This is a genomic window from Flavobacterium sp. ZB4P23, from assembly GCF_003970375.1.
Taxonomy (GTDB): Bacteria; Bacteroidota; Bacteroidia; order Flavobacteriales; family Flavobacteriaceae; genus Flavobacterium.
This window is the reverse complement of the sequence record NZ_RYDK01000006.1, coordinates 122,237-146,390: the sequence shown is the minus strand read 5'-3', so window position 1 is coordinate 146,390 and position 24,154 is coordinate 122,237. Positions and strand designations below refer to the sequence as shown.

Here is a 24,154-nt window from a genome sequence, read left to right as displayed (position 1 = left end):
GTATTATAGACTTTAATTTATTTTTTAATAAACGGAATAGTAGTCGTTTCAGATTGATTTTTCGATAATTTTAAAAAATAAATACCTTGCGATAAATGGGAGACGTTTATCTGAAGATCCTCCGCTGATTCTATTTTTTTTGATTTTAGGATCTGACCTAAAGTATTGATAATAGTGTAAACCTCCGGAGTATTGAGTTTGTTCTCACTAACTACGTTCAGGATGTTAGAGGTGGGATTTGGGTAGAGGTAAACCGAATTTAATTTTTCTATATCGACGGTAGATAATGATCCAATTCTAAAACTTTTAGATTGGGTTCCCCCAAAGGCTCCTCCGGTAGCAATAATTTCATTCGTAGGGGTTGACACAGTGTAAGAGCCATTTCCGAAATCACAACAGATGCCGTCATCTCGAGTATCAAATATAGTAAAAGTGTAACAATCATTGCCTGCGAGATCGAAGGTTGCCTTGATTGGATCAGGAAGCGGCCCGGTTTCTGGAAGATCTTTATAAGGGCCTCCTTTGTATAACACGGTTCCGGCTGAATTTGTAAGATTCCAGGTGGTTTCTGAACCATAATAGTCTTGCTGTAAGGAGAAAACTACTGTATTGCTGGCGTAATTTTTTGTAATGTCAAAATTTATAGTATCGCTGTTGTTGGCGCTGTTTTGATCCGTTTTCCTATTGGTACTAGTTATTGTACTGCTGAAATCATGATTGCCTCCAGTAGTAGTCAAACTATTTAAAGTAATATTTTGGGATTCGTTATTTGCCAGGCTTCCAGTCCAATTATAGGTTTGCAGGTTGTTATTATCAATTCCATAACGGATTGAGGCTTGAGTCAATGTTGCGCTGCCTTTATTCACGATTCTAATAACAGGAATAAAGCTAGTGCCGCAAGGAGGAATGTTTAAGTTTATAACCATTGTTGAAGCATCATTGGCAAAGATGACACCCGGGGTAAGTGCATCCGAAGTTTTCAAAGAAGCCCGTCTTACGGAATTATTCATTACAGTAATCATTCGTGCTTTTTGATCTGCTGTAAAGATGTTCATACACGCATCATCCGTATAGTCCATATAATTTTCAACCATATCTAAGCCTGGGGATGCGGGACAGGAATCAATATTTAATGGGCAGCCCGTGTTTTCTTGTCCTGCATTAGGCGTATCTTGACAAAAATCGTCTACATCACAGCCTCCGTCTCCCCAAATGTGGCGCAGCCCAAGCCAGTGTCCTACCTCATGGGAGGTTGTTCTCCCTTTGTCATAAGGAGTAGTGTAGTTTCCTCCGGTAAAATAACTGGATGAACCAAAAAAAGTATAACCAATCACGACACCGTCAGTGTTAGCGAAGCCTTCATCTGATTCTATTCCCGGAAGTCCGGAAGCACTAGGAAATTGTGCGTATCCCAAAAGATCGGTTTTGGTAAATTTGACTACCCAAATATTAAGGTATTTTTCAGGATTCCATTGTGTTTGGGGTTTTAGAGAGCCATCAATATCGACAGTAGACCAGCTTTCTCGCCCTAAGTTTACATGGTTTATCCCGTTTGATGAAATGCCCGATGGATCTCGTTTAGCCAGTGCGAATTCTATTTCTACATCAGCTCCTACAAGATTGCTGTTGAAGCCAGGAGTACCTGATTTTTTTCTGAAATCTTCGTTGAGTACTTGAATTTGAGAAATTACTTGTTCATCAAAAATATTTTCATCACTGCCTAAAAGGTCGCCATTATGAATTACATGAACGACAACCGGTATGGTGATGACTGCATTTGTTTTGAATCCTTGTGCAGCATTCTTTTTTTTATTTTTTTCGAGTTCAATCTTTGGTGTTATCCATTGTTCAAATTCAGCAGTAGATATTCTGTTTGGATTTTTGGATTTTAGGTATTCTTCATATTCTGTCGTGGCACATCGAATTACAGAACCTTCCGGAATGATTTTATTTTTGCCAAAAAGAAGCGTTTTTGAAGGGGTGTTATTTACTTGTGCAAACGTAGGATTGATTGAAAAAAAAAAGCACAGTGTAATAAAAAAAATAATTTTTTTCATATTATGGATGTGTTTAGAAAAGGGTAATTCAATGTGTTGATTTTTAGTATGTATTAAAAACATGCATTAAAATTAATTATTATTTTCATCTAATACAAATTAAAAAAAACAGAGGCGTACAAAGGAAGCATATTCCTTTTTTTATTTCCCGTTAAATGTGGTCATGGTAATTTCCAGTCCGGAAGTTCCAAAGGATTTTATGATTTCGGAGGCTAATTCCAGTCGTTCCGTAAGCGCTGTTTTTTCAGTATCATCCCAGTCGCCAAGGACATAGTCAACTTGTTTTCCTTTTTTGAATTCGTCACTGATCCCAAAACGGAATCGGGCGTAATTTTGCGTATTCAATACCAGATTGATGTTTTTGAGTCCGTTGTGTCCGCCATCGCTTCCTTTTTGTCGGATGCGAATGGCTCCAAAAGATAGATTCAAATCATCGGTGATCACCAGAATATTTTCAAGTGGAATATTCTCTTTTCCCATCCAGTATTGCACGGCTTTTCCGCTCAAATTCATATATGTGTTGGGTTTGAGTAGCAAAAAAGTTCTTCCTTTGAATTTGTATTGGGCCAGTGTACCCAGTTTTACGGTTTCGAAAGTAACGCTTTCTTTCCGGGCGAGGAAATCCACGATTTTAAAACCAATGTTGTGGCGAGTGTTTACATACTCGGCGCCAATGTTGCCGAGTCCTATTATTAAAAATTTATTACTCACGTTTTCTATATTATTTTTTTGGTGTTCGAGAGCCTCTGATTTCCTACAATCTGTATTATTCTCAGTTTTTGTATGTGAGAATAAATTTGAAATCCATTTTATCATACTGCAAAAATAGACTTAATTAGAATAGTGTACTATTAGATTTTTAGAAAATCGGTATTGGGAACAAAATAGTTCTGGATAGCCCTGATGGGAGTGGCATCCCGCGCTTTTTGGCGTGGATACAACGGACAGCAGGAGGGGCGTTGTTGTGAAAATGGGTAGTTGTGCTCCTTGTAATTTAAAATAGGATAATGAGGTTTCTCGTTGCTTTAAATGAGAAAATAAAAAGCAAAAAAAAGCACCAGTTGTAGAACTGATGCTTTCTTGAATGATTGAAAAAATATTATTTTTTCTTTCCTTTTACGGGAGCTTTTGCTGCTTTTGCTGCCTCTTGAGCTGCTTTCATAGCGGCACGAGAGATTTTCACTTGACAAATTACAGTGTTGTCCGGGTGCATGATTTTGTAGTCCGGAGAAGCTACTTTAGTAACGTACAATTTGTTACCCATGTCTAAGGCAGTAATGTCAGCTTCAATAAAATCAGGAAGATTTTTTGGTAAAGCTTTTACTTTTAGTTTACGAGTGTTCAAACGTAAATCTCCACCGGCCATAACTCCTTTAGAGTTACCAATGATTTTTACAGGAACTTCCATAGTGATTTCTTTGTCATCAAATAATTGAAAGAAGTCAATGTGTAAGATCTTGTCAGACACCGGGTGAACCTGAATGTCTTGTAAAATAGCGTTAAATGATTTTCCTTCACCTAGATTGATCTCAACTGTGTGAGCGTTTGGGGTGTAAACCAAGTTTTTGAAAGCCATAACTTCTGCTGAGAAATGAACTGCCTGATTTCCTCCGTATAATACGCAAGGAACCAATCCAGCATTACGTAGGGCTTTAGTCGCAACTTTACCCACGCTTTCTCTTTCTGATCCTTTAATTGTAATCGATTTCATTGTAAAAAAATATAGTTATTAAATAATATTACTTGTTTGGCTTTTAGCTTTTGGCTATCAGCAAGACTTTATAACTTTAAGACATTGGACTTTACGACTAACGTATTACATTATAAATTTTCCACTTATGGAATTGTTGTGGTGCACCATGTGCATAACTTCAGCAAAAAGAGGCGCACAACTCAACACTCTTATTTTTTTTGATTCTTTCTTTAACGGAATAGAATCGGTGACGATTAATTCTAATAATTTAGAATTCTCTATTTTTTCGTAAGCATCCCCGGATAAAATCGCGTGTGTACAAATTGCTCGTACGCTCAGTGCTCCTTTTTCGATCATTAAATCTGCGGCTTTCGCCAAAGTGCCTCCGGTATCAATCATGTCATCTACTAAGATTACATTTTTACCTTTAACTTCACCAATCAATTCCATGGTGTCAATAATATTGGCTTCTTTTCTTTGTTTGTAACAAATCACCACATCCGATTCTAAGAATTTAGAATACGCATAGGCTCTTTTTGAACCTCCCATGTCTGGAGAAGCGATAGTCAGATTGTCTAAACCTAAACTTTTTACGTACGGCAAGAATATTGTCGATGCAAAAAGGTGATCTACCGGTTTTTCAAAGAATCCTTGAATTTGATCTGCGTGCAAATCCATGGTCATTACTCTTGTTGCGCCTGCAGCATCAAGTAAATTAGCCACTAATTTAGCTCCTATCGGAACTCTTGGCTTATCTTTTCTATCTTGTCTTGCCCAACCAAAGTAAGGAATTACTGCCGTAATGTGTCGTGCCGAAGCCCGTTTTGCAGCATCAATCATCAGTAACATTTCCATCAAATTATCTGCCGTTGGAAAAGTAGAACAAACGATAAAAACCCGTAATCCTCTGATAGACTCTTCATAAGAAGGCTGAAATTCACCGTCGCTGTATTTTGACATGGTGATTTTTCCTAAAGGAATTCCGTATTGCTCTGCTATTTTTTCAGCCAGATAGACACTTTGTGAACACGCAAAAATTTTAGCTTCTGGTTCTAGGTGTGACATTTAATTTGTTGTTTTTATTCCGCTGCGCTCCATACTGTTGGCTTTGTCATTTGTATAAAGCCGTATGTTTGTATTTGCCTCGGGTGTAGTTAGTTGTGTGTTGTGTTTTTAACGAGGTGCAAATTTATAAAATTTATTCAACTCTGAAAGGAAAAAATTAAGTATTTTTAGTTGAACATTTAATATTATTTTTTACATTTGCACCGTGTTAAAGGAATTGATGGTTGATTTAAACACAACCACCTCTTTTATTGCGTTGAAATAACTGTTGTTATTTCATGTCTAGCTAAGCCCGGATGGCGGAATTGGTAGACGCGCTGGTCTCAAACACCTGTGGGAAACCGTGCCGGTTCGACTCCGGCTCCGGGTACATTAAAAGTCCGTAATAGCGTTGTAAATCAACACTTTACGGACTTTTTTTATTGTAGTTGCCAAACCATTGCCAAACATTTTCAAATACACTTAAATTTTCAATACATTTGTAACGGTTTACGATGCCAATTTTAAACCAACGTTTGAACAACGTAAAACGGTAGCTTGAACAACTACCGTTTTTTTATGTTCATATTTTTGTTTTGCCTCGCGCGTGCGCGTATTGGTTCGTTTTTGTTAATTATTTTACCTGTATGTGCGTATCAGATAGTAATGAACTTTTATTTTTGCAGTATATCGAACTATAAAAAATGCTTCACACATAAACAGATAGTGCAAAACTATTATTTTCTAAGAGCTACGCGCGCGTATTGCTTTACTTTTGGATAGGAATGAACTTGAAAAAAATTGATTAATCAAATAGTTAAACACGTGAACAGATAGGCACGAACTATAAAAAAACCGCTCATCTCTGAACGGTTATATTTTTACATCATAAGTAAACTTTCAATTATGCCCGACGGATAACTCTCGGATAATTTTATTTTATCTAAAATCTTTTGGTATCGTTTGGTTACTTTTCCATTATAGTGAGTTTTGAAATGTTTTTTAAATTGTTCGTCGTAAACCTCATCATTTAAATATACTTTGTCCAATATGGAAATTAAGCGACGGTTTTTTTTTGATTCATTTTGTTTTTGGTAATTCAAATAAATGAAGGCTTCCCGGTGCAAAAAGTACTTTGAGTTAAGATATAGTTTTCTGCAGTACTTTCCAGTGCTTGGACAAACGAAATACAAAATTTCGCCTTTACCTAAATTTGAGGGTATCGATATAAAACGAACGTCATAAGTAATAACCTCCCCATTTTGTTTATAGTCAAGGGTTACGAATTTATTATATTCAGATATATTTGATTTTATCCCAATTCTCGAATGAACTTCGCCCGATATGCTCCACGATATTACGCCCTCTTTTATGCCATTGTTCAAATAACCCCACTCTTTCAGTTTGGTTACAGTTAATGTACTACAATTTTCGATACTCATTTTGCTTTGATTTTTAACCTAAATTATTAGGGAACATTTTTATATCCCCCAATCGGTTGTTTCGCCCAAACTATAATTTACATTATCAACTTTAGGTAATACATAGGGGATTAATTTAACGATTATTTCTAAACGTTCCTTTGGAGGTAATCCCTCGAAAAGTGTTTCGATGTTTAGTAACTCTTTATTGATAACCGATTTTAGTACGGTTCTTATTTCTTTGGTTGTTTTTTGCTCTAATTCCATTTTTTAGTTTTTTTTAGTTTTATGTGTAACGGTTACGGTTGTGTTACACTTGTTGTTACGGATAACTATTTGATTATCAAATTCGTTACGGTTGTTACACTTAAATCTCACTTATAATATGATATGAAATATTAAACATTCTCTACTACTAACTTTTTTAAAACTGTTAGTACATTGTTTTAAAGTGTAACAAGTGTAACATCGTATTAATGGTGCGGGTTTGAAGTGTAACAACAAGTGTAACGCATCTGTAACAAGTGTAACGGTTTAATACTTTTTAATCCAGTTTCGTGTCCTTTGTGAATATTCAAACCAAAATCCTCGTTTTTCTGTGTTGAATTTACCCGCCCACGCATCTATAAACCGTTTGGCGTTCTTGGTTGTAAATATTTTTTCAAATCGCAAAGGGTTTAAAATATCATTGTACTCTTTCAAAAAGTCCGTAACTGAAAATTCTAAAGAAGTCTTGTCGATAACGAAATTATTAACGCATCGGTGAAATTCTGTATAAACTGCATCGTTATTGAAGTACGCCTTATAATTGTCGTCTGTCTTATTGTACTCGGTTTTTATAATTCCCTTTTGCAAAAACAGTTTTACGCATCGAAAAACAAAAGAGTAAAACCGATTCCATTCGTCGGCGTTCCAATCTTGAAAAAAGGAACACTTAAATTCGTCTTTCGGGGTGTGGCTTGTTGTATAATAGTTTGTAAACTTGTATTCAATAAACCGCCCATTTGTCGAGGCGTTCCTCTCATCATACGGAACAACCCAATTTGAAGTAATGGCGAACTTTGGTGCATCTCTAAATTTAATTAAGTCGGCTTTCAATCCTTTCCTTTGGCACGAAATATCGCCTAAAATATTGGTGTATAAATCATCATACTTAAACCCCGCTGGAACGTCGTCAATGATATAAACATTATGCTTTTTTTCGAGGTCTGCAAAAACAAAAGTATATCCGCTGTCAAATTCTTTGCCTCCTTTTATAATTGATTCCTGTACTTCCTGTACGGCTTTTGATATTAGTGTTTTGCCTCGTCGTCCGTTTCGGGTTTCGTCGTCCGCATCCATATCAGTAAGTACAATACACGGGTTTTTTGTCATATCTTTATAGTTGTGACACAAATAACCAAACATCGTCTTAAAGCTCTCAAAAATGTTTTTTGTGTCCTGTGTATTGGTTTCTTTTCGCCCGGTACACGCTCTAATTAAAAAATGCTCAAACATTCCGACCTCATCGGTATATTTAAACTCTCGGCTTTGTATTTCGTGAGGTGCAAAAAATCCTTTTACATCGGTGTACTCTTTTTGTTTTAATGTTCCTTTGTCATTCATATCGAAATAGTAAAAACCGTTTTTAAAAGGCAGTCCGAAAGTGTTTTTAGTGTCCGAATAGTATTTTAATTCAATCGAGGGAATTAATAAAAAACCCTGTTTAACTGTGCTAAAATTTTCCCTTGCTATTGTGTCCGCTACTGCATCAAACGAACCCGAAAACTCGTTTATATTGTCCTTTAAAAATGAAACCGTATCGGTATTATGATTGAAAAAATCAACCACGTTATTAGTATCTCTCAATAAAAATATTTTGTCGTCGGGTGTCGAAATTCTTAAAAACTTTTCTTGAATAAAAAAGTCGGCGTACATCGTTGGCGAAGTATAAACTTTATCGCTTTCGTCAATGGTGTAAAAGTTTAGTATTTCATTTTCGATCGGGGTTTTGATACATTCTTTAATCGCAAATTCAACCCAATCAAAGACAAAAAAATTACAATCGGTTTCGGCAAGAACAAAAACGCCATCGTGTAAACGTACGTAATTAACCAAATCATTTTCAGTTACAAATCTTTCAATGTATTCCTTTTCGTATCTTGAAAAGTCCATAAACGCGCCTCCTTTGGTATTGAACCTCTCGAGGGTACAAACTTTGTCCGCATCGTTGCCGTAAACCTTTGATAACTCTTTTAAAATTATGTTTCGGTCTGCATCTTTATTGGTAACATTGGAATTAAGTAAATAAGCAAATGTTTTTTTGTCGAGTATATCATAAACGGTATGTCGATATTCCTTGATTAATTCAATATCAATAAACGTCGGGAACGCTCTTTTTATGTCGTACTCTTTTACTTTAAAAGGTAATTCCCCACGCAATACGGACGGTATATTTGTTAAGGGGTTGTATTCCCTATGTCCAACGGTTTGAACCCCAAACGCCTCGTCTAAATCGCTTGTATATTCCCCGCTAAACTTCAAAACTATAAACAAAACATATCTTTTGTATGCTTTAACACTAAACGGGTTGAATGTTTCGCCTTTTGCTTTTGCCTCATCAACCTTTTTATAATATTCGTTTAGCTTGTTGCCGTTGTTTTTAAAGTATTTTACATCGAGTTTTTTCCCTGTGGTTATGTAACAAGAAACAAATTTTACATAATCGTTATTTTGTAACGGCTCACTTCTTAAAAAAGAAACAACGGACAAAAAGACTTTATCCCGGGTGTTGTGATAGTCTGTTTTTTGACACGCATCATAAAAAGTAAATGTTTGTTTACGGCTTTTGCTTTCGGTTTGGACTCTCTTTGTAAATTCGGCTTTCCAGTCGCTCATTACATCGGTTTTGTTTTCTTTATTCATTGCCTAATTTTTTAAGATTAGACTTTGGGAATAAATCGGGGTTTGTGGTTAAATACCACGCTTTGAAACTTGTCAATTTGCAAAGTTTTCTTTCAACCTCGAAAAGTAGTCCACGTTGCTCTAAATCTCGTTTGTAACGGCAAATACATTTTTGAGGTATTCCGGTAGCTTTTGAAACCATTGAAGCGGTGGCGGTGTGATTTTGTAAAAAATCAAATATGGTTTTTTCTTGGTTCTTTGGGTTCGTATCTTTGCCGTCGGTAGTTGACAAAATATTTTCGGGGCTATGTGGGATTTTATCTTGCATAGCCTTATTGATTTAAAGGAATAAGGCACGCCTCTATATCGGTTCTTAAAAAGTAAACACGTGAACCAATCCCGAGAGGTTTGAGTTTTCCCGACTTGCACCAATTATGAACGGTTGACAAATCCACATCAAACATTTTCGCCACTTGTTGACGAGTTAAATACTCGGCGGGTTGAATTGGTTTGAAATGTTTTAAAAATTCCTGTAATTGGATTTTAACCCCGTTTGAAATTTCGCTTTGTAGTTGCTCCGGGGTTGTTTGGATAAATTGAATAGTTTGCATATCTTTTTCGTTTTAAATGATATGCAAAGGATTAAATACGGTCGTACTGCGTTAAATACAAGATTGTACTTTTTACGGTACACTAACGGTACACTCTTTATTTTTTGATTTAAACCAATCTAAAGCGGTTGAATAATCCTTTATTCTTTGGGGTGTTTTTACGTCGTTATACGTTTTTAATTGTCCTGTTGTTTCGTTGTATTTTTCGTCAAACCATTTAAAAAACGTTGCAGGTCTTTGGTGTATGTATTGGGTTTTGCTGTTGTACATTTCCCAATAATAATAAATCAAATCGGATTTTCGCCTTATTGTTTCTTTTGGTTTAACGTGTTCGTTTAGTAGATATTCAAACAGTTCAAAACCATTATTTGAAAACATTTTGCCGTATGGTTCTTTGATAACTATTATTTTATTTTCAACTGTTGGGGTGTCGTGTTCGGCTTGCTTTGGGTTTTCTATATTTTCATGAGCGATTCCCACAAGTCGTTTTACCCAATAAACATCCAAAGAATTCATTTCGCCGTTTAATTTACTATTTAAGTTCTTTAAAGAGATGGGTGTGTCAAAATCATCACATTGGACGTAATCATCTAATTCTTCTGTCGCAAGTTTGCATTGTCTGAAAAATTCGCTTATCGTAACATAGCTATCTCTTTCAGATATTTTTTGTTTGCGTATAATTTTATCTATAAATGTTTTTATTCTTAGTTCAAAAGGCTGTTCTCGATATGGCATTGTTTTGTGTTCTCTTTTTTCGTTTCCATCACTATCTAAAAAAATAATAGTAATTTCCGTCGGCTCTCTTTCGCTTTCAATTTCCTCTACAGGATATAAGGTATCAAAAAAAGTATCTGTTATAAATTTCAAATAATCAAAGCGTGTTTCCATATTTCTGTATTCGGTTTTTGTTGTGTCGGACAAATCAAGCGGTTCGGGTTTGAGTTGCTGTGGTTGGTCATCCTTTGTAATTTCTTGTAACCTTTCATTTAAAAAGGATTGAAATTCTTTGAAATACCAATAATGGTCACGTGTTATTTTTTCATTATACCATTGGTCTGCAATGTCGTCCGTTACTTTTTCGCCGTTACTTATATCAAAAAAAGAAACTTCTTTTTCTAATTTTTGTAACTGTTCTTTTTGATATTTATCAATGTAATTGATATAAAAAACCTCGTCGGCTAAATAATTTGCACTTAAAAAATCTTGAAAACCAATGTCGTACTGAATTTGTATGTGGTTTCTAATATTACGCCTCACATCCTTTTGTAATATTCCGTTACTTATTTCTAATTCGTCCATTATTCCGTTCCTGTATTAAGTATTACTTTCATTTCGGGTGCTTTGTCTTTGTGTATGTCGTTGTAAAACTTCATAAATAAATTGGCGTTTTCGTCTGTGTCTTCCGGTGCATTTATGTAGGTTCTAAAAATCGCCTCTTTGCTATGCCCGGATATACCCATTAATACGGGTGTTGGTATCTTTTTATAATAGTTAGTACAAAAGGAACGGCGAAAAGAATGTGTCGTAATTAGTTTGTGTTTTTCGTATGCCTTGAACACTTTGCGCCCGGTGGTTGCATCAAATATTTTGCCGTCGGTCATTGCGGTAATTTTGGCAGTTTCGCAAACCTTTTTAATATGTTCGTTTAGTTTTTGGGTTGTGATTTTATACGGAAAACTGTTTTCTAGTATGTCGATAACGTGCGGGGCTATTATTCCAATAGTAACGGATTTCTTTGTTTTTTGCTGTATTAAGTCTAAATACATATTCCCGGCTGTGTATCTTATATTGTCCGGTGTTATGTCGAGTAAATCCCCGCCACGCTGTCCGATCTCGCACCCAATCAATAACCATTTACGGGCGTTTTGGTGCGCCACGCTTTTTATGTCCGCTTTTCTAATGTCGTCCAATTCGGCAAAGGACAAAGTTTGTATGTATCGGTCGTCGTCGCTTTCTGAAACTATGGTTATTTGTTTCGCATACGCATTAACTTGGATGCCTTTTTTCTCGGCTTCGATGCAAACGGTCTTAATGTTTGCAATATGCTTTGAGGCTGTGTTTACGGCGTACTTTTTAGTTTTAAGTAGCCAATATTCAAACTTATCTGTTAACGCCTGATTAACGTCTATAAAGTGAATTTGCTTTTTGGTTTTAGTTTGGTATTCATTTAAAATGTTTTTTGTGGCTATGTAGCTGTTTTTTCTACTTAATGAAAGTCCGTGTTTGTAACCGCCTTTTACTTTTACTTTTCGGGTGTCGGCTGTGTCGATTATGCTTTGAATGTAGTTTGCAATTATTCCCTCGTCGGTTATTTGTACACGCTCAAAACATTCGTTAATTTTTGCATCCAACCAAAAAGTATCAATTACAACACTTTCGCCCATATCAGTATTAATACTCTTAAAAAGGAATGATTCCAATTTTTTGAGGTTGTTAAAAATTACTTTGTTTTCGGCGGTGTTTTGTTTTGGTCGGTCTGTGCTTTCGCTCCAGTCTTTCGGGTTAATAGAAAAACCCGTGTTTAATTCAATAAATTTTCCACGTCCGAGAGAGGTGTAAACTTTTATTGAAACATTTTTGTTTGCTTCACTTCGCAATCTGAAATTAATTGATGCCATATTTTTTAGTTGAACGGTTGAACAAATCAAAGATATTCTATTTGTAGGACGTTTCCAAAAGTTGCCAAACATTTGCCAAACATTTTCACTATCTTATTGCATTTTATTCAATTTCATTCAATTATTTCACCTTTGCGTAAATGGTTGTTAAGTATTGAATTTGTTGAGGTTGAAGGTTATTTTTATGCTGTTTTCGGGAGGTTTTAAAAAACGCCAAATTGATAGGTTTCTATTCCGGCTCCGGGTACATTAAAAGTCCGTAATAGCGTTGTAAGTCAACACTTTACGGGCTTTTTTTATTGAAGTTGCCCGACCATTGCTACTTCTAGTCAAAACGTTGATTACTTCATTCACATTAGTGGTTCGACAACCATTATTTCTGAAAAGTAGTTTTCCAGTAAATATTGAACCAGCTAATATTATTTTCTAATCATAATTAGATACATAAATTCTTTTTCCGTGGGATACAGCATGATATTTAATTCATTGAGAACTTATGTAAATGCTATAGAATGCTTCTCAAATACGAGAATTACCTGTTATTCCTAGTGTGTTATTTATTGTTGTTTTATCTCAAACTTTATATATTCAGATGGGGTCATATTAAATTGTCTTTGAAAACTTCTACCGAAACTTACCTGTGAATTAAAACCAACCATTTCGGCTATTTGATAGATTTTATAACTACCTGTTTTCAATAATTCGGCAGCTTTTTTAAGTCTGGTAATATTTATTAAATCAAGAGGAGTCAAATTAGTGACACTATTAATTTTTCTGTACAATGTGGATCGACTCATATTCATATTCAATGCCAAGGTGTCAACACTTAAATTAGAATCTGAAATATTGCTAATAATAATTCCATCGAGTCTTTTTATGAAATTTTCGTCGACACTGGTATGAGCCATCGTTCTGATATGAGCCAGAGGAGAACTTGAATAATGGTCTATTATATTTCTTCGATTATCCAATAAATTAGACACTTGTACTTTGAGATATCCCATAGAAAAAGGCTTGTCAATGTATGCGTCTGCACCAGATTCTAACCCCTCTATCCTAGCCCCAAGGGATATTTTTGCAGTTAATAAAATAATGGGAATATGGCTTGTACTTATATTAGTTTTCATTTTTTCACAAAATGTAAAACCGTCCATTTCTGGCATCATGACATCGCTGATTATTAGTTGGATGCTCTCGTTATCAACAATATCTAATGCTTGGATGGCATTTGTTGATTTTATTATTGTGTAAGTATCCATTAAATCTTTAGCAACAAAATCTAGTAAATCCTCATTGTCTTCTATCAAAAGGATAGTCGGTTTATTGTTTTCGATTTTTAATTTATGAGTAGAGAAGTCGTCTTCTACTTTAATATCAGATTTTTTTACATTGTCAAAATCGAACTCTTTATCCTGATGTATAGGAAGTTTGAGTACAAAACTATTCATTGCAGCATCATTAGTGTCTAATTTTAATTTGCCTTTGTGTAGCTTCACAAGGGAATAAGCCAAGGCTAGACCTATTCCAGTTCCGGATTGATTTTCGGTTCCTGGCGCTCTAAAAAAAGGTTCAAATATCTTGTTTCTAAGATGGGATGGAATTAGTTTACCATCATTTTTTATCGTTAATTTGAAATAGCCTTCCTTTTTTGATAAGGAAAGAATAATGTTAGATTTTGAATATTTTATCGCATTATTAAACAGATTACTCAATATTTTAGTCAATACTTCAGCATCGACAAAAGCAATCAAATCATCTGTTTCTAATTTAAGTTCAAAATAAATGTTCTTGCTTTTTATTATTTGACTAAACTGCGTGTAAGTTTCTCGTACTAAATCTGAAATATTTGTTTTGACAAATGTAAGACTAACGCTCTCTAATTCAGTTTTTCTAAAATCTAATAATTGGCTAACTAAATTGAGCAAGCGACTTACATTTTTATCCATAATAGACAAATTCTCCTTTATTTCAGTACCTGGATCCACTTTATCAAGTAACTTTTCTAAAGGACCTTTTATCAAGCTTAATGGTGTACGAATCTCGTGAGAAATATTGGTGAAAAACTCAATCTTGGCATTGTATAATTCTTTTTCCTTTTTGTTATTTAGTTCTGTTAATAAATACGAATTTCTTATCTTTATTCTGTTATGATAAAATCTAAAGCCTAAAAAACACAAAACAATTAGAATGCAAATGTAAAAGACGTACGCCAAATTACTTTTCCATAGAGGTGGTAAAATGGTAATTTGTACTGGTGATGACTTACTCCAAATGCCGTTAACGTTAAGTGCTTTCACTTTAAAAATATATTTACCGGAGGATAAGCCAGAAAAATAGACTTTGTGCCTTTTTCCTAACGAAATCCAATCACTTGTAGAACCTTCAAGCTTATACCAATACTTCACCATTTCAGGTGCAGTATAACTTAACGACGTAAAATCAAGATTAAAAGAATTCTCATCTGGATATAAAGTAATCTCTTCGTTGTTGGTGATAGAATTATTATAAGTGGAAATACTAGTTTTTCCCGACGATTCTTTTCCTAATATTTCTATTCCTGTCAAAAAAATAGAGGGACGAAAAGTGTTTTTTAAAAACCTTTTTGGATTAAAAGCGACCATGCCGCTCGTGCTGCCAAAATAAATCATACCGTTTTTGTCTTTGTAAGCTGAATTATAATTGAATTGATTATTTAAAAGGCCGTTGTCTTCCGTGTACACCTTAATTTTTTTTGATTCTTGATCGAATTCAACCAAACCTTTTGAAGTACTTATCCAAAGAATATTTTTTTCACCACTAATAATAGAGTAAAATACATTGCTGGGAAATCCATCTTTAGTAGTGTAATTTTTAAATTCATTGCTCTTATAATTATATACATTAAGCCCATTTTCAGTTGCGATCCATAAATCATTTTTATAGTCTTGGAAGATGCCATTTATTGCATTATTACTGATGCTTTTTGAATTGTCTTTATTTTGTTTAAAAACAATGCGCTTATTAGTCCTTGGATTATAACTAATTAAACCATCCCAATAAGTACCAGCCCAAAGAATGCCTTTTTTATCTTCCATAAACGAAGTATAAAAAACCCGTTCTGCAAATCCTTTAATGTTGATGAATTTATCTTTTCCTGCATCGTAAGTTTGTATACCCGTTGAAGTAATAACAAAAATTTGTTTTGAAATATTTTGATAAAGTGTGTAAACAAAATTACTGGAGAGACCATGACCATCTCCTACACTGTAATGTTTGATAACTTTTCCAGTGTCGGTATCCATGATGTCAATTCCACGATCAAACGTACCGATCCACAGTTTATTTTCTTTGATTAATAGCCCATGAATGTTGTTATGGGTCAATAAGTTGCTGTTTTTGGAAAGATCGTAATTAGTAAAAAGTCCCGTCTTGGGATTAAACTTATTAAGTCCAGCATCCTCAGTACCAATCCATAAATTCCCATTTGGGTCCGAACGAATTTCACGAACTGCATTACCGCTAATTGAATTTTCACCAAGTTTTGGATAATATTTTTTGAATTGTATGTACTGTTTTGGATAATAATTAATGCCCCCAAAATAAGTACCTATCCAAACGCCTCCTTCAGAATCTGCTGTCAAGGAATAAACTGCATTATCGGAAATAGAGTAGGGATTATTATAGCTTTTAGTTAAATTTTTATACCTAGAACTCTTCAAATTATAGATAATTAAGCCGGATTCTGTTGCAATCCACAACTCGTTTGGATTAATTTTTAAAAAATCTCTTATGTATAAAGGTTCACCATTATGCAGACGCAATCGTTTGATACTATTGTTACGAATATGATAAACTAGCACACCACTATTTTGTGTTCCGATAAAAATATTATTTTCACCTTCACATATTATTTTGCTAATATTTATGGGAAGTTTGTTTTTTGTGGAGATGTTAATACTAATTTTTTTAAACGAATTTGTTTCTTTATTGTAACCATATAGATTATTATTAAATGCTACCCAAATTCTTCCATCAGGTGCTCTGGTTATTTCTTCTACATTAAACAATAGTTTATTTTTATAACTAACCGTCTTTTTAGTTGCTATTGTGTACTTGAATAAAGTTAAGTCTGCAATGTACCATAGGTTTCCATCATTATCATTCTCAATGTCAACAATGGGTTTGTTTAAAGACTTTCTTAAAAGGCTGAAATCTTCTGCTTTTTCATTGTATTTGAATAATCCATTATTAGTTCCCACCCACAATTGACCATTGTATTCGTGGAGACATTCAATAAAATTACTCCCTATACTATTAGGATTATTAGTGTCATTTCGAAAAGTTTTAAAAGTGTAGCCATCAAATCTGTTTAATCCATCTTTGGTGCCAAACCACATAAACCCTTTTTTATCTTGAAGAGAGCTAAGCACAGTATTATGTGATAAACCATTTTCGCTTTTGTAATGTTTGAAGTAGAATTCTTGCCCAAATGAAGAATTGGTCAAGAAATAAATTATGAAGAGGTGAACGATGTATTTTTTCATTTTTTAATCTTAATACTAATTTTGTGAATAAAAGTAAATAAATAGAATGCCAATTTTCAATTCATATTATCCTATAATTATACAATTCATTCCATAAATAATAATATTACTGATAAAATAAATATTATAATTGATTTGTATAAAAAATGACACGTTAAATATAGATTTATTTTTTTTTTTGACCGTGTTTTGTTTAGAAATAACCAAATAAACTATTACAAAATGAAAAAAAATGTACCAAAATTAATTAAATTAGTCATTACCCTAACATTTTGCTTATTTGCGTTCCTAAACAACGCTTATTCTCAAGGCCAAATTAATATTAGCGGTGAAATTAAAGGTAGTGATGGAACTCCATTACCGGGTGCCAATGTCTTAATTTCAGGAACTCAGCTTGGATCTACTGCCGATTTTGATGGGAAATTCACATTGAAAAATGTTTCTTCTAATGCTGTGTTAGACTTTAGCTATATTGGTTATCAGAGCCAATCAATTAAAGTCAATGGACGTACTACAATTAATGTTGTTTTAATTTCAGACAGCGGTAATTTAGACGAGGTGGTCATAATTGGATACCAATCGATACGAAAAAGTGATTTAACAGGTGCTATTGCTGTTATTGATCCAACTAAAACAAATAAAAACATCTCAAACTCCCTTGCTGAATCTCTGCAAGGATTAGCCGCAGGTGTAACTGTTAGGAACGGTGGACAACCGGGACAAAATTCTCAAATAGAGATAAGAGGATCAGCTAGCTTTGTTAATTCTAATCCATTATACATTATTGACGGAATGATTACTGACGCAAATCAAACCATAAATAATAATGATATTGAGTCTATCCAAATTTTAAAAGATGCATCTGCAGCAGCGATTTACGGTTCAAGAGCTGCCAATGGAGTTATTATTATTAAAACTAAATCAGGCAAAGAAGGACCACTTAAAATTTCCGTTACGCTTAACACTGGGATACAACAAATTCCTAAAACTTGGGATGTAATGAACAATGCCCAATATGCCGAATTACAAAAAACAAGTTATACAAATTCTGGATTAATGCCTCCTTTATCAATTGGAGCAAATTTTAATCCCAATATCAATACAAATTGGCAGGATGAAGTGACGAGAACCGGAAATACTGTAGACTTAAACATTGGCGCCTCTGGGGGTACTAAAACTTCTTCCTATTTTCTTTCTGCAAGCCAGTTTGAAAACAAAGGAGTGCTAATTGGAAGGTCTTTTCAAAGAACATCTTTTAGAGTGAATACCCAGATGAAAAAAGGTATCGTAACTATCGGAGAAAATTTATTAATATCTAATTCAACCACAAAACAACCTTTAGGATCTTTTGATACGGGTAATCCTTTTTTCGATATGGTGACTATGTTGCCTGTTATTCCTGTAAAAGGTGACGGGTACATAAATGCTAATAATCCTGGAGGTTGGGGAATAGGAACTGTAGATGCCGTTTCATTTTCAAAGAATCAAGTTGCCGTTACTGATGTTTTACGTGAAAACATAAATTTTGCGAAATTAGTTGGTAATGCTTTTGTAAATGTGGAGATAATAGAGGGTTTAAGCTATAAATTTAATGTTGGTGTTGATGCAAGTTTTGACTTTTCTAAAGGAATAAGACGAAATGGAGTTACCCAATTTAATGCTGCAGTTCGCCCTAGTTTTATCGCTGACAATAGATCAAGATTTATCAGTGTTTTGATGGAACATACCCTTAATTTTAACAAAAAAGTAGGGAAACATAATTTAAATGGTGTAGTAGGTATTTCTGACCAACAAACAAAAAGAGATTTCTCTTTAGCTATGAGAAGTAACATTACGGAATTGGGAGATCAAATATTTACCCAAATAAATTCAACAACAGGAACATCAACTAGCGAAGGTGCAATCACAGATGATTATAGAACTTTTGGTTATCTAGGGAGAATAAATTATGATTATGCCAGTAAATATTATGTAACCCTTACAGGAAGAATTGACAAAGACAGTCGTTTTAGTAAAGACAATAGAACAGGTAATTTTCCATCAATAGCGGGTGCTTGGAGAATTAGTAAAGAAGATTTTTTTAATGTTCCTTGGATTGATGATTTGAAAATAAATGCTTCGTATGGTGAGTTGGGAATCGTAACCTTGGGTTCTTTTGATTGGCAAGGAACAATAAATAACAATACAAGAGCGATTCTTGGCGGTATGCCTCAAGTGGGTTCCTATCAAGCTACATTGGTGAACCCGGATTTACGTTGGGAAAATAGAAAAACACAAAATTATGGTCTAGAAACATCATTATTTAAAAATACAGTAAAACTGTCTGCGGCATATTATAATTCATTGTCTGAAGATGCCTTAGTTACTAATTTGCCTATTGCCGTTTATTTAGGTAATTTAGGGGGTACTCCTCCAGTAAATGCAGGCTCAATTAGAAATACTGGATTTGAACTTGAAGCTTCATACGCGAACAATGTCAATGAATTTAAATGGAATGTTGGTTTAAATTTTACAACCATAAAAAACCGTGTTGAAAAAGTTGGAAACCGTGGAGAAGGCATAGATTACATACAAACTGGATTGACAAGGTCCAAGGTGGGACAACCTTTAGGCCAATGGTATTTGTTAAAAACAGATGGTATTTTTCAAAACCAATCTGAAATAGATGCTCACTCGTTAAATGGCAATTTGATTCAGCCTTTTGCAAAACCTGGAGATGTCAAATTTGTAGACAGCAATGCGGATGGAAGAATATCTGATACGGACAGAGACTTTAGCGGATCTTCATCATGGCCAACTTTACAAACAGGATTACAACTTGGAGCTAATTACAAGAATTTTGATTTAAGTGCGCAGTTTGTGGGGATCTTTGGAAATGAAATATTTAATAGTGTGAGACAACAGTTAGATTCCTATCAAAATACAAACTTTAGAAGTGATGTAAATCCTTGGACCCCAACAAATACAAATACAAGTGACCCGAGAATTGGTGTAGCAACAAATGATCAAGGTTTGGTTGACAACGCTAGATTTAGTTCAGATAGATGGTTGGAAGATGGCTCATACCTTAGATTGCGAAATATTCAACTAGGATATTCATTTGAAGACAGTATTCTAAAAAAATTAAAAATGACTGGATTGCGTGTTTATGCAACAGGACAAAATTTATTTACAATTACCAAATATTCTGGACTTGATCCCGATGTGCAAGGTAATGGTATTCTCGAAAGAGGTGTGGACAACGGAAACTGGCCTTCAAATCGAATTCTTGCATTTGGTGTAAATCTAGAATTTTAAAAACAAAAAACTAAAGTAAAAAATCATGAAAAATATATTAATATTATTTGTACTGTTAACAATTTTTTCTTCTTGTAGTGACGAGTTAGATAAAGTTAACCCAAACGAAGTAACTAACCAAAGTTTTTGGCAGAATGAAAGAGATGCTGTAAAAGGTATTAATGCCTGTTATAGTACCTTGCACAGAGGAGGATTTTCAAGATGGCAACCCATGCTTTATGATTTGCGATCCGATGTGGGTGTAAGTTATAGCCCCTGGAGTGATTTGGCCAATGCGATGAATAATTTCATACAACCAGACTCTAATTTTGGACCAATGGTTGATGTTTATTTTGATAATTATGTTGGAATCAATAGAGCAAATGCTGTCCTTGCAAATGTGCCGGCTATAACTATGGATTCAAACTTGAAAGCAAGAGTATTGGGCGAAGCCTATTTTTTCAGAGGAATGCATTATTATCATTTAGCCAGTTTGTGGGGCAATGTTGTTTTGCAATTAAAACCATCTGCACCAACAGATTTACCAACAACTTCGACTGAGGCTAAAGTTTGGGCTCAAGTAGTTAAGGATTTAACGGAAGCCGTTGCCAGTTTACCAAAGAGCTATGCGGATCCAAAAGATCAAGGAAGAATTACTAAAGGCGGTGCCAATGCTTTATTAGCAAAAGCCTACATGCAATTAGGCGATTACGAAGCTGCTAAAAAAGCGCTTGATTATTTAGTTGTTGGCGATGGAGCTAGTGCCTATAATTTAGTGTCGAATTATTCCGAAAATTTCAAAATCACTTCAGAATTTAATACAGAATCCGTAATTGAATGGAGCTATATTGAAAATCCTACAGAAGGAACAGATAATGACGTACAAACCGCTAACCATAATTATGGAACATCTATTGGTCAATTCTATGCACCACCTGGAGTAGGGTTTTCAGATGCTGAAGCATTAAGATGGGTAGTTGATGAATTTGAAATTGAAAAAACGGTTTCAAACGAAAGAGATCCCAGACTGCCAGCAACATTTTTATACAACTTTACTAACGAAGCCGGTCCTGCTGCCACAATGGTTTATGGTCAAACATTTTTACAAAGATATGGCAACAATAAAAGGGTATCTTTTAGAAAGTTCCTTCACGATCACGCTAGAAATTATGAAGGCTTCAGAGGAATTAACAACTACAGATTTATTCGGTATGCCGATGTTCTTTTAATGTATGCTGAATGTTTGAATGCAACTGGAAAAACTAACGATGCCTACCAATATGTTAATCGAGTACGGTCAAGAGCAGGCTTAGCGCCCTTAGCAACCGGGAAGTCACAGCAAGCATTTTTAACTCAAATCAAGCATGAACGCCTCTTAGAATTATCAGGTGAAGGTCATAGATTTAACGATTTAAAAAGATGGGGTGATTTAGTACCAACATTAAGTAGCAAGGATCCTGGATTTAATAATTTTGTAAAAGGGAAACACGAATTACTGCCTATACCACAAAGAGACTTGGATATTAATCCAAATATGACACAGAATCCTAATTGGTAAAATACAGATTAAAAACCCGTTGGTGCTGTTTTTTTTAATCATTTGCACCTAACGGGTTTTATCCTAAATATTTAATTTAAGAACTACAAGTATGGAATCACTAAAAATAAAATTGAGAAAATGTGGAGCCATTTCTATTGTCTGTCTTACGGTAAGTTTATTTATTTCTTGCAACAGTAGCCAAATTAGCAGTGAAAGTCCAAAAATTGACGCAATGTCTACTGCTACTACGTTTAAAAATCCAATTCTGAGCTCTGGTGCTGATCCTTGGGTGTATAAAAATGGCAATGAATATATTGTGACATTTACTACCGGAAATAATATCACATTGATGCGAACAGAGAAAATGTCTGAACTTAAAAATGGTACAAAAAAAATAATTTGGACCCCACCCTCGTCTGGTTTTAATTCGAAAGAAATATGGGCACCCGAATTACATAAAATTAATGGAAAATGGTATGTCTATTATGCTGCAAGTGATGGCGATAATAAAAATCACAAAATGTGGGTTCTTGAAAATTCGTCACAAGATCCATTTCTGGGAACATGGGTAGATAAGGGGGAATTAAAACTGCCCGATGATAAATGGGCAATCGATGGAACCCATATCGAGATTAACAACGAGTATTACTTTGCCTGGTCTGGATGGTCTGGTGATACTAATGTCAGTCAAAATTTATACATAGCCAAATTAGAAACCCCCTTTAAAGTTTCAACAGAAAGAGTATGTTTATTGAAACCAACCGCAACTTGGGAAACTAATAATACCAATCCTTTGGTAGCAGAAGCACCCCAATTTTTAATTAGAGACAATAAGGTATTCTTGTTCTATTCGGCAGGAGGCTGTTGGACAGATGGATATAGCATTGGAATGATATCGATGGAAGTATCAAAAAATCCTTTAGATGTAAACTCATGGACAAGAAGCGAAAACAATCCTCTTTTTAAATCTAATACAACTGGAAACACCTTTGGGCCCGGTCACAATTCTTTCTTTAAATCTTTAAACGGCAAAGAGGATTGGATTCTATATCATGCCAACCCGCAACCTGGACAAGGATGTGGAGAAAATAGATCAATGAGAATGCAGCAATTTACGTGGGATAACAATGGTTTTCCAGTTTTTGGAATTTCGGAACCACTTAATAAAGAATTAATTATCCCTGCAGGGGAATAATTTAAAAATATTTAATCCTTAATGTATTAATATTCATAGGATTAATGGTTTGAGTTAGTTAATTAAACTACCGTTTTTTTATTAAAACGGTAGTTTTTCAAAGAAGAAAAAAATAAATAATTAAATTTCAATAATGCTAAAATGAAAAAACACATCTTAAACCTGTTTTTAATTCTTACTATAACAGTAGGATCGGCTCAAGAAAACAATCAGCACAAATGGTCTATTAAAAAAGCAGAAAATTGGTATGCTAAAAATAATTGGATGGTAGGAGCTAATTTTATCCCAAGCAATGCCATCAATCAACTGGAGATGTGGCAAGCAGATACATTTGATCCAGGGACAATCGATAAAGAATTGGGGTATGCTCAAAGTATTGGCATGAACACGATGCGTGTATACCTACATAGTTTAGTCTACAAGGATAATCCAGAAGGGTTTAAAAATCGGATGAAAGCCTATTTAAAAATAGCAGATAAACACAGCATAAAAACTATTTTTGTGATATTTGATGACGTATGGGATAAAAATCCCAAAATTGGTTTACAGCCAAGTCCTAAACCTGGAGTGCATAATTCTGGTTGGGTACAAGATCCGGGCGACCCTGCCTCTAAAGAAGATAAAAACTTTCCGGAATTAAAAATATATGTTCAAGATATTATCAAAACATTTTCCAAAGATGACCGTGTACTGATGTGGGATTTGTATAATGAACCCGGAAATAGTGAAAAATTGAATACTTCAATGAATCTGCTTACTAAAGTTTTTGAATGGGCTCGAGAAATTAACCCAAGTCAACCTTTAACTGCTGGATTGTGGACTTGGAGTTTTCAAGAACTTAATGCTTTCCAGGCTTTAAATTCTGATATTATTACATACCACCATTATGGGGACGCTGCAGAGCATCAACAAGTAATTCACTTATTAAAATCACATGGTAGACCCATGATTTGTACAGAATATATGGCTCGAACTAGAAATAGCAGGTTTTCAAATATTCTGCCATTATTAAAAAAAGAAAACATTGGAGCAATTAATTGGGGCTTAGTAGCAGGAAAGTCAAATACTATTTATCAATGGGACACTCCTATGGTAAATGGGGAAGAGCCTATTGAATGGTTTCACGATGTGTTTACAAAGGATGGTGCGCCATATCGTCAAGATGAGGTAAATTTGATAAAAAAATTGACTGCAAAAAAATAATGACATTCAACCTGCTTGATTAGAACAACCAAAGTTTGTAAAAACATCAAAAAAAGAGAAGGGCTAATTTACAGTCCGATTAAATTGAAC

General features: G+C 34.5%; 16 protein-coding genes and 1 tRNA gene. 5 read left to right on the top strand and 12 right to left on the bottom strand.

Going from position 1 to position 24,154, the window contains the following annotated elements:
* Positions 1–17: 17 nt before the first annotated feature.
* The 4 genes from EKL99_RS11155 to EKL99_RS11140 all read right to left on the bottom strand — a co-directional run bounded on the left by EKL99_RS11155 (position 18) and on the right by EKL99_RS11140 (position 4,815).
* Entirely contained in the window at positions 18–2,057 is a 2,040-nt protein-coding gene (locus EKL99_RS11155; RefSeq protein WP_197037237.1) for a M43 family zinc metalloprotease, read from the bottom strand.
* A gap of 141 nt (positions 2,058–2,198) precedes the next feature.
* Complete coding sequence (pth, locus tag EKL99_RS11150; RefSeq protein ID WP_126553053.1) at positions 2,199–2,873, bottom strand: aminoacyl-tRNA hydrolase; 675 nt, start codon at positions 2,871–2,873, stop codon at positions 2,199–2,201.
* A gap of 283 nt (positions 2,874–3,156) precedes the next feature.
* Positions 3,157–3,768, bottom strand: coding sequence for a 50S ribosomal protein L25/general stress protein Ctc (locus EKL99_RS11145; RefSeq protein WP_126452005.1), 612 nt, complete (start codon positions 3,766–3,768; stop codon positions 3,157–3,159).
* A 105-nt stretch (positions 3,769–3,873) separates the two neighbouring features.
* On the bottom strand, positions 3,874–4,815 hold the full coding sequence (locus EKL99_RS11140; protein WP_126458151.1) for a ribose-phosphate pyrophosphokinase: 942 nt from the start codon (positions 4,813–4,815) through the stop codon (positions 3,874–3,876).
* Positions 4,816–5,105: 290 nt separating this feature from the next.
* On the opposite strand from EKL99_RS11140, the gene EKL99_RS11135 reads away from it, so the two are divergent.
* Positions 5,106–5,185: transfer RNA gene (locus EKL99_RS11135), tRNA-Leu, on the top strand.
* 490 nt (positions 5,186–5,675) lie between these two features.
* Here the strand turns inward: EKL99_RS11135 and EKL99_RS11130 are convergent.
* The 8 genes from EKL99_RS11130 to EKL99_RS11095 all read right to left on the bottom strand — a co-directional run bounded on the left by EKL99_RS11130 (position 5,676) and on the right by EKL99_RS11095 (position 16,850).
* Positions 5,676–6,236 carry a hypothetical protein gene (locus tag EKL99_RS11130; RefSeq protein WP_126553055.1) on the bottom strand — a complete coding sequence of 187 codons (561 nt, stop codon included), beginning with the start codon at positions 6,234–6,236 and terminating at the stop codon, positions 5,676–5,678.
* A 39-nt stretch (positions 6,237–6,275) separates the two neighbouring features.
* Positions 6,276–6,482, bottom strand: coding sequence for a hypothetical protein (locus tag EKL99_RS11125; protein WP_126576962.1), 207 nt, complete (start codon positions 6,480–6,482; stop codon positions 6,276–6,278).
* A gap of 267 nt (positions 6,483–6,749) precedes the next feature.
* Positions 6,750–9,119, bottom strand: a complete 2,370-nt coding sequence (locus tag EKL99_RS11120; RefSeq protein WP_126576961.1) for a hypothetical protein — start codon at positions 9,117–9,119, stop codon at positions 6,750–6,752.
* Positions 9,112–9,426, bottom strand: coding sequence for a hypothetical protein (locus EKL99_RS11115; protein ID WP_126576960.1), 315 nt, complete (start codon positions 9,424–9,426; stop codon positions 9,112–9,114). The genes EKL99_RS11120 and EKL99_RS11115 overlap by 8 nt, the downstream gene beginning before the upstream one ends.
* A 4-nt stretch (positions 9,427–9,430) precedes the next feature.
* On the bottom strand, positions 9,431–9,709 hold the full coding sequence (locus EKL99_RS11110) for a helix-turn-helix domain-containing protein (protein ID WP_126553063.1): 279 nt from the start codon (positions 9,707–9,709) through the stop codon (positions 9,431–9,433).
* 72 nt (positions 9,710–9,781) lie between these two features.
* A complete protein-coding gene (locus EKL99_RS11105; protein ID WP_126576959.1) occupies positions 9,782–11,008 on the bottom strand; it encodes a hypothetical protein in 1,227 nt (408 codons plus the stop codon).
* Positions 11,008–12,327 carry a phage integrase SAM-like domain-containing protein gene (locus EKL99_RS11100; protein WP_126576958.1) on the bottom strand — a complete coding sequence of 440 codons (1,320 nt, stop codon included), beginning with the start codon at positions 12,325–12,327 and terminating at the stop codon, positions 11,008–11,010. The genes EKL99_RS11105 and EKL99_RS11100 overlap by 1 nt, the downstream gene beginning before the upstream one ends.
* 557 nt (positions 12,328–12,884) lie before the next feature.
* The gene (locus EKL99_RS11095; protein WP_126576957.1) at positions 12,885–16,850 is read right to left on the bottom strand and encodes a hybrid sensor histidine kinase/response regulator transcription factor; all 3,966 of its coding nucleotides are present in this window, start codon (positions 16,848–16,850) and stop codon (positions 12,885–12,887) included.
* Between the two features lie 222 nt (positions 16,851–17,072).
* On the opposite strand from EKL99_RS11095, the gene EKL99_RS11090 reads away from it, so the two are divergent.
* The 4 genes from EKL99_RS11090 to EKL99_RS11075 all read left to right on the top strand — a co-directional run bounded on the left by EKL99_RS11090 (position 17,073) and on the right by EKL99_RS11075 (position 24,064).
* Positions 17,073–20,147, top strand: a complete 3,075-nt coding sequence (locus tag EKL99_RS11090) for a TonB-dependent receptor (protein WP_126576956.1) — start codon at positions 17,073–17,075, stop codon at positions 20,145–20,147.
* 25 nt (positions 20,148–20,172) lie between these two features.
* On the top strand, positions 20,173–21,684 hold the full coding sequence (locus EKL99_RS11085) for a RagB/SusD family nutrient uptake outer membrane protein (RefSeq protein ID WP_126564490.1): 1,512 nt from the start codon (positions 20,173–20,175) through the stop codon (positions 21,682–21,684).
* 91 nt (positions 21,685–21,775) lie between these two features.
* Entirely contained in the window at positions 21,776–22,861 is a 1,086-nt protein-coding gene (locus EKL99_RS11080; protein ID WP_231507428.1) for a family 43 glycosylhydrolase, read from the top strand.
* 141 nt (positions 22,862–23,002) lie between these two features.
* Positions 23,003–24,064 (top strand): glycoside hydrolase family 2 TIM barrel-domain containing protein, encoded by a 1,062-nt coding sequence (locus tag EKL99_RS11075; RefSeq protein ID WP_126576955.1) that lies wholly within the window; start codon positions 23,003–23,005, stop codon positions 24,062–24,064.
* Positions 24,065–24,154 lie beyond the last annotated feature (90 nt).

Bases quoted from the DNA above. Each gene is read 5' to 3' on its own strand.
- EKL99_RS11075 (WP_126576955.1), top strand. From the start codon at position 23,003: ATGAAAAAACACATCTTAAACCTGTTTTTAATTCTTACTATAACAGTA.
- EKL99_RS11115 (WP_126576960.1), bottom strand. From the start codon at position 9,426: ATGCAAGATAAAATCCCACATAGCCCCGAAAATATTTTGTCAACTACC.
- EKL99_RS11140 (WP_126458151.1), bottom strand. From the start codon at position 4,815: ATGTCACACCTAGAACCAGAAGCTAAAATTTTTGCGTGTTCACAAAGT.
- EKL99_RS11100 (WP_126576958.1), bottom strand. From the start codon at position 12,327: ATGGCATCAATTAATTTCAGATTGCGAAGTGAAGCAAACAAAAATGTT.
- EKL99_RS11090 (WP_126576956.1), top strand. From the start codon at position 17,073: ATGAAAAAAAATGTACCAAAATTAATTAAATTAGTCATTACCCTAACA.
- EKL99_RS11130 (WP_126553055.1), bottom strand. From the start codon at position 6,236: ATGAGTATCGAAAATTGTAGTACATTAACTGTAACCAAACTGAAAGAG.
- EKL99_RS11155 (WP_197037237.1), bottom strand. From the start codon at position 2,057: ATGAAAAAAATTATTTTTTTTATTACACTGTGCTTTTTTTTTTCAATC.
- EKL99_RS11095 (WP_126576957.1), bottom strand. From the start codon at position 16,850: ATGAAAAAATACATCGTTCACCTCTTCATAATTTATTTCTTGACCAAT.
- EKL99_RS11105 (WP_126576959.1), bottom strand. From the start codon at position 11,008: ATGGACGAATTAGAAATAAGTAACGGAATATTACAAAAGGATGTGAGG.
- EKL99_RS11080 (WP_231507428.1), top strand. From the start codon at position 21,776: ATGGAATCACTAAAAATAAAATTGAGAAAATGTGGAGCCATTTCTATT.
- EKL99_RS11085 (WP_126564490.1), top strand. From the start codon at position 20,173: ATGAAAAATATATTAATATTATTTGTACTGTTAACAATTTTTTCTTCT.
- EKL99_RS11120 (WP_126576961.1), bottom strand. From the start codon at position 9,119: ATGAATAAAGAAAACAAAACCGATGTAATGAGCGACTGGAAAGCCGAA.
- pth (WP_126553053.1), bottom strand. From the start codon at position 2,873: ATGATAAAATGGATTTCAAATTTATTCTCACATACAAAAACTGAGAAT.
- EKL99_RS11145 (WP_126452005.1), bottom strand. From the start codon at position 3,768: ATGAAATCGATTACAATTAAAGGATCAGAAAGAGAAAGCGTGGGTAAA.
- EKL99_RS11110 (WP_126553063.1), bottom strand. From the start codon at position 9,709: ATGCAAACTATTCAATTTATCCAAACAACCCCGGAGCAACTACAAAGC.
- EKL99_RS11125 (WP_126576962.1), bottom strand. From the start codon at position 6,482: ATGGAATTAGAGCAAAAAACAACCAAAGAAATAAGAACCGTACTAAAA.